The organism is Streptomyces sp. URMC 127, assembly GCF_051386535.1.
In the GTDB taxonomy this organism is placed as follows: Bacteria; Actinomycetota; Actinomycetes; order Streptomycetales; family Streptomycetaceae; genus Streptomyces.
Map to the genome: position 1 here is coordinate 1 of NZ_JBPQTW010000233.1, position 10,260 is coordinate 10,260.

Here is a 10,260-nt window from a genome sequence, read left to right on the forward strand (position 1 = left end):
TGCAGTCCCGCCTGGCGGAACGGACCCCCGGCGCCCCCGGCAGCCCCAAGGGCGCCGCACTCGCCTTCGGCGAGCCGTCGCGGACCGTCGGGGCGGGCACGGTCGGCATCCTGGAGATCACCCCGACGACCGTCGTCTACGCCCGGGCGGTCGGCCGGGTGACCCCGCAGCACGGCACGTTCGCCGTCGTCACGCTGCTGGAGAAGTCGCTGAGCGCCAACCCAGCCGACGAGGAGGCACCCGCCGGGGGCGGCGGCTGGCGCTGGGTCGCCGCCGACGGGCAGTCCGTCCCCGCGGGCAACGGCAACGCCGCCAAGGCGGTCCTGGAGAAGTACCGGCACTCCGGAGGCATCGCACCGGGGACCTCTCAGGTGCGCGCCAAGGTCTTCGACCTCACCCCCGCCCAGGCCGGGGGCGGCACGCTCGTCTACACGGACGGGACGAAGAGCGACGACCGCTGGAAGGTCCCGGCCGCGGACACCGGCCCGCAGGTCGCCGAGGTCAAGCAGCAGCTCAAGCCCTGACCTCCGGGCCCGGACGGCTGTGCTCACACGTCCCGGAAGCCGTCGAGGACCTTCCCCTCCGTGCTGAGCCAGCCCCGCTCGTAGTCGAAGCGCGGAGCGTCGGCGAAGGTGAGGTAGAGCCACTTGAAGTTCTCGGCGAAGACGTACGCCGGGCAGAGGTCGCCCTTGGCCATCGGCCGTCTGGTGACGTCGGTGAGCACCGTGTAGCCGCCCGGCACGCGGTGGTGCCGCTTCAGGTTCTGGAAGTAGCGCCACGCCGTCGTGCGGTAGTAGGGGTCACCGGTCTGCCAGTACAGCTGGAAGGCGCAGTTGGCGTACTCCGGCCGCAGGTCGTTCCGCGGGCTGAGGACCTTCAGCCCGCGGCCGTAGTCGATCTCCTCGGGGACGACCTCGTACTTGTCGAGCACGGCCGTCCAGGACCGGTAGTGGCCGGCGGCCAGCTCGTTGTCCCCGCCGACCGGCAGCACGGCGACGGACAGCGCGGACGCCCGGCGGCTGATGAGCTCGCCGGTCGCGAAGTCGACGTGCTTGAACCAGAGCTGCCCGTCCACGTGTTCGGCCTGGTGGCGCCGCATGGCGGCCGCGAACGCCCGGAACCAATCCCGGCACTCCGTGTCGCCGAACATCACCCACGCGCCCCACAGGTACTCGTAGAACGAGTCCGCCGGCGGGTTCACGGCGACGCTTTCCCGGTCGGCCCACCGGCCGGTTTCCACGTTCATCCGGGTGGCGAGCAGGCCGAGCGACGACCGCCGCCCGGCCACCGAGCGCAGGGCGCCCTCGGCCGCCCGCCGGTACCGCGCGTCGCCCGTCAGCCGGGACAGCACCCCGAACTCCAGCACGCTGGTGCCGATCTCGGCCAGCGGCAGCGTGGCCCCCCGGACGCGGCCGGTCCGCAGATTGACGTACCGGTAGGGCATGCCGGTGGGGGAGGCGGTGAAGGCGGGCAGCAGCCGGTCCGCGAGGTCCGTGCAGAGGCTGAGCAACTCCTTCTCACCGGTGGCGAGGTGGGCCGACAGCAGGCCCCCCACCAGCCGGATGACGGCCTCGAAGACCTGGAAGTCGGCGTTCACGCCGAAGTCCAGGCGGCTCTTGATCCAGTCGACGCAGCGGCCGACCTCGTCGTCGAGCTCCATCAGGTACAGCGTGTCGACCGCCTCGATGATCGACAGGCCCACCGGGTGGTTCTTCGCGAAGAACTCGCGGTAGCGGCCCGACACCGGGAGCACCTCGTCGTGCCCCCAGGCGTACCGCTTGTACCCCTCCCACGCATGGAGGAACTCCGCCCGGATCTCCTGCGCCTTCGTCCGGTCCGGCCGCGCCCTTCGCCGCGCGCCGGGCGGCGCGGCGCGGGAGGGGAAGCGGGGCGTCCCGCCGGGCAGCGCCGCCACCGCGGCGCGCCGCGCACCGCCGGGGCCCGTGAGCAGGGCGGGCCCGGCGCTCGTCACGAGCCCGCCCGTGGCGGCGAGCGCGCAGAGCAGGCTGCGGCGGGGCGTGAACCCGGGCCGGGCCGTCCGGGCGCCGGGCGATGCGTACGTCATGGCGGGCAGGTCCTCCTGGTCACCGGTTCCCCACCCGGACACTTGACCGCAGTATGCGACGGGTCCGCCGCTGGAGGCGGCAGGCGCGGCGGAGCTCCTCACGGAGCCCCCGGCCGCCTGTGTCCCGGATCACCCCACCGGCCTGTCCGGCCTCCATTGACCTCGCTCGGCGGCCTTGGCCAGGATGATCGAAAACCGGGCCTTCGGGGGAGGGGCGTGAGTTCCGGCATGGCGCATCACGATCCGGGCGCGGGGCCTTCCGGGAACGCGGGGTGCCGCCCCGGCGGGGCCTCGGCCGCGCCGGCCGATGAGCGGCGCGCCATCGGCGCGGAGGGCGCCGGCGCCGCCCGGCAGGTGCGCCGCAGGGCCGTCCCGGTCCCGGCGGCTACGGCCGCGCCCATGCCGAGGACTTCACGGGTGGCCACGCCCGCCGCGGGCCCGCGAGCGGCCTCGTACGACGCACTGCAGCGGCCGTCCTCACCGCGCCCGGACCGCCGCCGACCGCCCCGGGGGCGCCGCCGGCCGGCTGCTCTCCCGGCCGCCGCCACCGGACCTCCGCCCTGATCGCCGGGCCCGCGCGGCCGGCGTCCAGACGGGCGGGGCTCGCCGCCCCGGACCGCTGCCCGCGCGGCAGCCCGCCGCCGCGGCCCGGCCACGGGCAGGGCCGCAGACGGGCCGCGCGCCCGCCCGCGTACCGCACCGGCCTGCCGGGCCGCGGGCTCACCGGGGCCGCACCGCGCATCCGCGCATCCCGTCACCGTGACCGTCACTCACATCCCGAGGGAAAGTGCTGACATGAAACTCCGCTGCGCCGTGCTCGACGACTTCCAGTCCGCCGCGGCCACCGCCGCCGACTGGTCGCCCGTCGCCGAGGACGTCGACGTCGTCTCGTTTCCCGGTCACTTCGCCGCCGAGGAGGAGCTCGCCGCCGCCCTCGCCGGCTTCGACATCGTCGTCACCCTCCGCGAGCGCGTGGCCTTCCCGGCGTCGCTGTTCGCCCGGCTGCCCCGGCTGAAGCTGCTCGTCGCCACCGGCATGCGCAACTCCGTCATCGACTACGCCGCCGCCGAGGCGCACGGCGTCACCGTGTGCGGCACGGACAGCTCCCCGACCCCGCCCGCCGAGCTGACCTGGGCGCTGATCCTGGGCCTCGCCCGCGGCCTGGTGCCCGAGGCCACCGCCCTGCGCCTTGGCGGCCCGTGGCAGTCCACCGTCGGCGCCGACCTGCACGGCCGCCGCCTCGGCCTGCTCGGCCTGGGGAAGATCGGCAGCCGCGTCGCCCGGGTCGGCCTCGCCTTCGGCATGGACGTCGTCGCCTGGAGCCACAACCTCACCCGCGAGCGCGCCGACGAGGTGGGCGTCCGCCTGGCCGCCTCCAGGGAAGAGCTGCTGGAGACCGGCGACTTCGTGTCGGTCCACCTCGCGCTGAGCGAGCGGACGCGAGGTCTTGTCGGCGCCGCGGAGCTCCGCCGGATGAAGCCCACCAGCTACCTGATCAACACCTCCCGGGCCGCGATCGTCGACCAGGATGCGCTCGTCGAGGCCCTGCACACCGGCGTCATCGCGGGCGCGGGCGTCGACGTGTTCGACGTCGAGCCGCTGCCCGTGGACCACCCGATGCGCACCTCGCCGCGCCTCCTCGCGACCCCGCACCTCGGCTACGTCTCCCGCGCCAACTACGCGGCCTACTACGGCCAGGCCGTCGAGGACATCCGGGCGTACCTCGCGGGGGCACCCGTCCGCTTCCTCGGCGGGCACCCGGGAACGGCCCGCCCGGACCTCGCCCGGACCGGGGCCGGCCGGTGACCGTCGACGCGGCCACCCTGCGCTCGGTGCTGCGGGCCCACGCGTCGGGCGTGGCCGTCCTGACGGCGCCCACCCCGGCCGGGCCCGCCGGGGTGACCATCACCTCCTTCGCCTCGCTCAGCGCCGAGCCCGCCCTGGTCTCCTTCGCCCTCGCCGACTCCTCGTCCACCTGGGCGCGCATCAAGGACGCGCGCTGGTTCGGCATCCACGTCCTGGGGGCCGGCCAGACCGGGCTGGCGGAACGGTTCGCCGCCCGGGGCGCCGACCGGTTCGCACCGCCCACGCGCTGGACCGGAGGCCCCCACCACGTGCCGCTCCTGGAAGGCTGCCTCGCGCGGCTCGTCTGCTCCCGGCGCGACGTGATCCGCACCGGCGACCACCACCTGGTCGTCGCCGCCGTCGAGCACGCGGAGCACGGCGAGCCCGGCGACGGCCTGGTCCACCTGCAGGGCGCCCTGCGCGCGGTCGGAGCGGCGGCACCCGCGCGACTCTGACAGCGCGTCACGGTGGCGCTGCGGCACGGCGGGGCACCGCGACACGGCGAGCACCGCGACACCGCGTCACGGCGGGCGCAACCGGCGGTCCCCGCCCCCGAGCGCCTCGCGCCCGGGGGCGCCCGCCGCCCCCTCCTCGTACGCACGACCGGTCCGCGGTGCTCCCTTCGCTCCCGGGCGCCGCTGCCGGACGGGCCCCGCCCGCGGTACCCTCGGACCGGGACGCGACAGCGGAGGGACCGCCCCATGCCCACCCTTGATCTCGCGACCACGCCTCTGGACCTGCCCGCGCTCCGGGACCGGGTCGACGCCGTGCTGTCCGCATTCCTGGAGAAGAAGGCCCGCGCGGCCGCCGAGGACGGCCATCCTGCCGTGGTCACCGCCTTCCTCCGGGACTTCCTCTTTTCCGGGGGCAAACGCCTGCGGCCCCTGCTGTGCGTCATCGGCTGGCACGCGGCGGGCGGCCACGGCACCCCCGCCCCCACCCTGCGGGTGGCGGCCTCGCTGGAGATGTTCCACGCCTTCGCCCTCATCCACGACGACCTCATGGACGGCTCGGCCACCCGCCGCGGGCGGCCCACCCTCCACCGGGCCCTCGCCGCCCGCCACCGCGCCGGGCGCAGCGGCGCCTCCGCCGCCCGCCTCGGCACCAGCACCGCCCTCCTGATCGGCGACGCCGCCCTGGTCTGGTCCGACGAGCTCCTGCACACCGCCGGGCTGCGCCCCGGCCGCCTCGCGCACGTCCTGCCGCTGGTCGACGCGATGCGCACCGAGGTGATGTACGGCCAGTGCCTGGACCTGCTGGCCACCGGCCGGCCCACCGCGAGCACCGCCCGCGCGCTCGCGATCGGCCGCTGCAAGACCGCCAAGTACACGGTGGAACGCCCCCTGCACATCGGTGCCGCCCTCGCCGGCGCCGGCCCGGACTTCCGCGCCCTGCTCAGCGACTACGCCCTGCCCCTCGGCGACGCCTTCCAGCTCCGCGACGACCTCCTCGGCGTCTACGGCGACCCGGCCGTGACCGGCAAGTCCCGCCTGGACGACCTCAGGGACGGCAAGCACACCACCCTCGTCGCCCTGGCCCTCGCACGCGCCGACCCCGCCCAGCGGCGGACCCTGCGCGCCCTGCTGGGCGACCCCGGCCTGGACGAGAGGGGCGCCGGCCGCATCCGCCGCCTGCTCGCCGAGACCGGCGCCCCCGCGACCGTCGAGGAGCTCATCCGCTCCCGCTGCGCCCAGGCCGAACAGGCCCTCGACCACGACGCCTTCCCGCCCGCCGCCCGCACGACCCTGCGCGAGCTGGCCCGGGAGGCCGCCGTACGGACGGCGTGAGCGGGGCAAGCACCTCAAGTGATGTGACGTCAGAGCTTTCCGGCCCTCAGCACTTGCCCGGGCCCACCCCGTCCATCCTCCCGCCGAAGTCCTTGAGGTAGGCCGAACGCCAGTCCCCGTTGTGCGTCACGCGCTTCTCGGTGGGCTGGTAGCCCATGAAGCAGGCGTCGGTGGAGGCGACGAACGAGCCGACGTGGTCGTGCAGCACCGGCGGCAGGTCGCGGTAGCCGCTGTTGGCTGTCCACTCCCAGGCCTTCCCGCCGAAGTTCTCGGTGCTGTAGAAGCAGACGGACCCTCCCGGGCACGCGGGGGCCGCGGCGGCCGAGGCCGGCGGGGTGCAGGGCAGGCACAGGGCCGCCGCGGCTGCGAGCACGAGGGACGTACGGACGCGGGACGCGGTCATCTCTTCCTCCCGGGGTGGGTGCGGTCACGGAGAGAGCGTCCTGCGCGGGGGGCGGATCGCGGGCGCGACCTCCCCGGGGGCGCACCCGTAAGGAGCACAGGCGTGTCCTCCGCCCCGGGGACTTCCGGCCGCGGCCTGCTCAGCTCTGCGGGGCCGAGGTGACCTTCTTGCCCTGGTCGTTCACCGCGAACCACAACCCCTGCTTGCCCTGGCCCGCGGTGTCGCCGGGCTTCTTGTCGCCCGTGAACCAGTACACCGGCCAGCAGTCGACCGCCAGCTGCTTCGTGCCGTCCGGCCGCGTGACCGTGCTGATCAGCTTCTCGGGCACCCCGCGCACGGCGCTCTTGTCGACGGGCCCGGCCGGTTTCCACGTGTCCAGGCACGTGCCGGTGCAGGCGAACTTCATGGGCCACGCGCTGTCCTTGTCGAAGCGGTACAGCGTGCGCCCCTGCCCGTCGACGACGATCTTGCCGAGGGCGGGGTTGTCGGAGACCGAGACGCCGGCGGGGGCCTGCGCGTCCGGCTTCGGCTCCGGCTTCGTCTCCGGAGTCGTTCCGGGCTTCGCGTCCGGCTTTCCTTCCTGGGCTCCTCCCTTGCCGCCGCCGGCCTTCTTCCCGTCGGGAGCGAAGGCGCTCCACGTGCCCCCGACGCCCTGCCCCTTGGTGTCGCCGGGCGCGGTGTCCTTGGCGTAGCGGTAGACGGGCCAGCCCGCGAGCGTGAGCTGTTTGGTGCCGTCGGAGCGCCGGACCTCCCCGACCGCCGCCCCGATCCCGGAGGCGGCGGTCGCGTCGCCCGCGGGCACCGGCGGCCACGCCTTCGCGCAGTCGCCGTCGCACAGGGAGGCGGGCGGCTGCGCCGTGTCCTTGTCGAAGCGGTAGAGGGTCATGCCGGCGCTGTCCGCGACGACGGAGCCGATCCCCGGGGCCTCACGCACCGTCATTTCCTTGGCCGGGGCGTTCTTGGCCTGCGTTTGCGAGGAGTCCCCGGCGCCCCCGGAGCCGTAGGAGCCGGCCGGGCCCGCCCCGTACCCGTCGCCGATCTTCGAGGAGCTTCCGGCCGGGGCCTTGCCGTAGTCGTCCTTCGCGGACGAGCCGGAGCCGCCGCAGGCCGCCGTGAGCACCATCACCGTGATCGCCGCTCCCGCGAGGGAGGCGTGACGCAGCTTGTTCATGATCCGTCCTTTGTTCGTGTGCCGGCGGGGGTCCGCCGTTGCAGGGGAGATACGGGGCCGGCCCGCCGTACGCTCAGCGGGGCCGGAAACTTGTCATCAGGTGACAGAAAGCGGCAGGGGGCGTTCAGCCGGCGGCCGCGATGCGCAGGGCGAGGGCGGGGCAGCGCCGCACCGCTCGCAGGGCCCGCCCGCGCATCCGTGCGGGCAGCGGCATCACGGCCCGCTCCGGATAGCCGTCCGTGCCGAGCCGCAGCAGCCCGGGCAGCAGGTCCGCGCAGAGGCCGTGCCCCCGGCACAGCGTCCAGTCCACCAGCAGCTGTTCGGCCGGGGCGCGTGCGGAGGCGTCCGCACGCGCCCCGGACACGGAGGTGTGCAGCAGGCCGTCCTCGGGCAGCGGCAGGGTGCCGAGCACGGGACGGGCACACCCGTGCCCGAGGGCGTGGGCCGCGAACTCGTCGGCGAAGACCGACAGCGCGGAGGACACGAAGCGGGCGCTGCCGTCGGGGTGGCCGCACGCGCCGCGCTGCCGCACGGCGGACATCCGGGCGCGCGCGGCGTCCAGGGCGCGCTGCCCGCCGCCGTCCGCCGCGTCGGCGAGCGCGTCCGCGAGCGAGGGCAGGCCGAGGGCGCACGGCCCGCACTGCCCGGCCGACTGCGCCGCCAGCCACCGTGCCGTCCGGACGACTTCGCCCACGGGGCAGGTCGTCTCGGGCAGCGGCAGCACCGCGCCCGCCCCGAGGACGCCGCCCGCCGCGGCCAGCGAGTCGCGGGAGATTGTGGCCGCGCGGGCCGCGTCCGGCGGCAGCCAGCTGCCGTGATAGCCGCCGACCAGCACGCCCTGGCCCGGCGCGGTCCCGCACAGGTCGAGGACGTACGTCAGGGGCACGCCGGTCGGCGTCTCCACGACGTGGGTGCCGGCCACGGTCAGCATCACGGTCCCGGGCTCGGTGGGCAGCCCGCACGCGCCGTAGCCCGTGGTCCCGAGCCGTGCCGCGGCGGCGAGCTGGGCGAACGTCTCGGTGTTGGAGAGCAGGGTGGGAACGCCGCCGAGCCCGCTCTCGCTGGTGCGGACCCTGCGCCCGGACGGCAGGGCCGGGCCGCCGTCGATGCCGCGGACGAGCGCGGAGCTCTCGCCCGTGACGAAGCGCTCGGGCAGCAGGGTCACGTCGGCCCGCGGCCCGGGCTCCGCCTCCCGCTCGGCGAGGGCGCGGCGCACCGACCGCTCGGCGTCGGGGCGGGTCACGCCCACGGCCACGCGGTGGGCGCCGAGGGCCCGCGCCGCCATGAGCGCGCCGTCGAGCACCAGGTGGGGCGCGTAGAGCAGCAGGGCCGTGTCCTTCAGGCAACTGGGCTCGCCCTCGCTGCCGTTGACGACGACGGCCGCGGCGGAGCCCTTGCGGCGCTGCGCCGCGGCGACGGCCCGCAGCTTGCGGGCGAAGAGGAAGCCGGCGCCGCCCCGGCCCCGGAGCCCGGTGTCCTCGGCGAGCCCGGCGAGTTCCTCCACGTCCGGGGCGGGGGCGGGGCCGTGCACGGCCAGGTGGGCCTCGCGGTCCATCCACGCCGTCTCGTCCAGCCCCGCCAGCAGCCGCGGCGGTCCGACGGCGGCCAGGGAGGGCACTGCGGGCCCGGCGGGCATGGTGCGGATCACGACTGCCCCCCGGGGCCGGTGCGCTCCGCGCGCTCCTCGCGCAGCCGTGCGCGCAGCCGCAGGGCGAGCGCGGCGGCCACGCCCGTCAGGCACAGCGCGTAGGCCGCCGTGGCCCAGTCGGCCGCAGGCCGGCCCGCGTGCAGGCCGTGCACCAGGGCCGCGCCCCAGGCCGGGTAGGCCGCCATGTGCAGGGCCCGCCAGCGGCGCGAGCCGCCGGCGCCGCTGAACGCGCTGCGGACCGCCCCGCTGACGGCCACGGCGACGAAGAGGTAACCCGCCATCGTGCCCAGGCCGATGAGGAACGGCTGCCCGTTGTCGGCGAACGGAACGGCCGCGGCCGCCGGGCTGGTACGGTCCTCGGCAACCTTGACCCAGACGTGCAGGGCGAGAAAGCCGAGCCCGGCCACGGCCAGTCCGCGGTGCACGCCCTGGGCGAGGAGGCGGTGGGCAGGGCCCAGCAGCCGCCGGCCCGTCGCGGCCAGACCCCACAGCACCGTGGAGGTGAGCGAGACGAGCGCGAGCACGCCCGCGCCGAAGTCGAGGAACTCCTGCGTCCGTTCGGCCACGCCGGCCTGTGCGGCGACGGCGAGGAACAGCAGGATCGCCGCCGGCAGGGCCGGGCGGGCCGAGGGCCGCACCTGCGGCCGGCCCCGCGGCCTGGTGGCCCGGCGCCCGGCCGCGGCGCGGGCCCGGCGGCGGGGCCCGCCGCGCGGCCGGGCCCGCGGCCTCGGCTGTGGCCTCGGCTGGGGGTGCTGGGTGTGCGGCGGTGGGATGGTTTGCATTCGCGACATGTTCATGCGGGTCTCCGACAGGTGGCCGCCGGTGATTGCGGCAACCGCCCGTGTTCCTGAGAAATCCGGAAATCCCTCGCATCGGCGTCGTCCGCCGACAGGGGCCTTGTCGAATTCACGCCGGGTGACCGGCCGGCCGCCGGAGGACCGGCGACCGAATGTGCGGAAGCATCGTCCATCTCCGCAGGATCTTCATAAGGTTTATCGCGCTGTGACAAATTCCCGTACGGCTGTCCCCGCGGCGGCCGCCGACTGCTGATGATGCCCACTCAGGCGAGAGGGACCCGGCCCGCAATTCACGGCTTCCGGCCCTCGCGCCCGGTACGGAAGTACGGAGGTAGACGATGTGCGAAATCCTGAACCGCATCTGGTCGCGGCCGCGCGGCGAGTGGACCCGGGTGGTGAGGAAGGAACTCCCGGCGGTCGCCGCCCAGGTGGCCGAGGAGCTGCAGCGGAGCACGCCGGCGTTCGCGGCGGTCTCCCGGCGCATCGGCACGGAAGCGGTGCAGGCCGCCGTCGAGGAGGCGCTCCTGCTGACCCTCGGGCTGCG

General features: G+C 75.7%; 9 protein-coding genes and 1 pseudogene. 5 read left to right on the forward strand and 5 right to left on the reverse strand.

The features are described 5' to 3' along the window. On the forward strand, nt 1–524 hold a 524-nt coding region (locus tag ACSNOH_RS29910), incomplete at its 5' end, for a hypothetical protein (RefSeq protein WP_436724575.1). Between the two features lie 23 nt (nt 525–547). Here ACSNOH_RS29910 and ACSNOH_RS29915 read toward each other — a convergent pair. Next, nucleotides 548–2,107 (reverse strand): glycoside hydrolase family 47 protein, encoded by a 1,560-nt coding sequence (locus ACSNOH_RS29915; protein ID WP_436724576.1) that lies wholly within the window; start codon nt 2,105–2,107, stop codon nt 548–550. 753 nt (nt 2,108–2,860) lie between these two features. Here ACSNOH_RS29915 and ACSNOH_RS29920 point away from each other — a divergent pair. The 3 genes from ACSNOH_RS29920 to ACSNOH_RS29930 all read left to right on the forward strand — a co-directional run bounded on the left by ACSNOH_RS29920 (nt 2,861) and on the right by ACSNOH_RS29930 (nt 5,697). Continuing rightward, the gene (locus ACSNOH_RS29920; protein WP_436724577.1) at nt 2,861–3,871 is read left to right on the forward strand and encodes a D-2-hydroxyacid dehydrogenase family protein; all 1,011 of its coding nucleotides are present in this window, start codon (nt 2,861–2,863) and stop codon (nt 3,869–3,871) included. Next, nucleotides 3,868–4,365 (forward strand): flavin reductase family protein, encoded by a 498-nt coding sequence (locus tag ACSNOH_RS29925; protein ID WP_436724578.1) that lies wholly within the window; start codon nt 3,868–3,870, stop codon nt 4,363–4,365. The genes ACSNOH_RS29920 and ACSNOH_RS29925 overlap by 4 nt, the downstream gene beginning before the upstream one ends. Nucleotides 4,366–4,611: 246 nt before the next feature. Then, nucleotides 4,612–5,697: a polyprenyl synthetase family protein gene (locus tag ACSNOH_RS29930; protein WP_436724579.1), complete on the forward strand. Its 1,086-nt coding sequence runs from the start codon at nt 4,612–4,614 to the stop codon at nt 5,695–5,697. Nucleotides 5,698–5,743: 46 nt separating this feature from the next. Here the strand turns inward: ACSNOH_RS29930 and ACSNOH_RS29935 are convergent, their stop codons facing one another. The 4 genes from ACSNOH_RS29935 to ACSNOH_RS29950 all read right to left on the reverse strand — a co-directional run bounded on the left by ACSNOH_RS29935 (nt 5,744) and on the right by ACSNOH_RS29950 (nt 9,701). Then, nucleotides 5,744–6,100 carry a peptidase inhibitor family I36 protein gene (locus ACSNOH_RS29935; protein ID WP_436724580.1) on the reverse strand — a complete coding sequence of 119 codons (357 nt, stop codon included), beginning with the start codon at nt 6,098–6,100 and terminating at the stop codon, nt 5,744–5,746. A gap of 139 nt (nt 6,101–6,239) precedes the next feature. Continuing rightward, nucleotides 6,240–7,271, reverse strand: coding sequence for an SCO0930 family lipoprotein (locus ACSNOH_RS29940; protein ID WP_436724581.1), 1,032 nt, complete (start codon nt 7,269–7,271; stop codon nt 6,240–6,242). 124 nt (nt 7,272–7,395) lie between these two features. Continuing rightward, entirely contained in the window at nt 7,396–8,919 is a 1,524-nt protein-coding gene (locus tag ACSNOH_RS29945; RefSeq protein ID WP_436724582.1) for an NADH-ubiquinone oxidoreductase-F iron-sulfur binding region domain-containing protein, read from the reverse strand. After that, nucleotides 8,916–9,701 (reverse strand): hypothetical protein, encoded by a 786-nt coding sequence (locus tag ACSNOH_RS29950; protein ID WP_436724583.1) that lies wholly within the window; start codon nt 9,699–9,701, stop codon nt 8,916–8,918. The genes ACSNOH_RS29945 and ACSNOH_RS29950 overlap by 4 nt, the downstream gene beginning before the upstream one ends. Before the next feature lie 353 nt (nt 9,702–10,054). Between ACSNOH_RS29950 and ACSNOH_RS29955 the strand changes: the two are divergent. Next, a pseudogene (locus ACSNOH_RS29955) lies at nt 10,055–10,260 on the forward strand (PucR family transcriptional regulator); the annotation flags it as partial.

What these genes read in the sequence shown, in the direction of transcription:
- ACSNOH_RS29950 (WP_436724583.1), bottom strand. Translation starts at nt 9,701, where the DNA reads ATGCAAACCATCCCACCGCCGCACACCCAGCACCCCCAGCCGAGGCCA.
- ACSNOH_RS29935 (WP_436724580.1), bottom strand. Translation starts at nt 6,100, where the DNA reads ATGACCGCGTCCCGCGTCCGTACGTCCCTCGTGCTCGCAGCCGCGGCG.
- ACSNOH_RS29920 (WP_436724577.1), top strand. Translation starts at nt 2,861, where the DNA reads ATGAAACTCCGCTGCGCCGTGCTCGACGACTTCCAGTCCGCCGCGGCC.
- ACSNOH_RS29940 (WP_436724581.1), bottom strand. Translation starts at nt 7,271, where the DNA reads ATGAACAAGCTGCGTCACGCCTCCCTCGCGGGAGCGGCGATCACGGTG.
- ACSNOH_RS29930 (WP_436724579.1), top strand. Translation starts at nt 4,612, where the DNA reads ATGCCCACCCTTGATCTCGCGACCACGCCTCTGGACCTGCCCGCGCTC.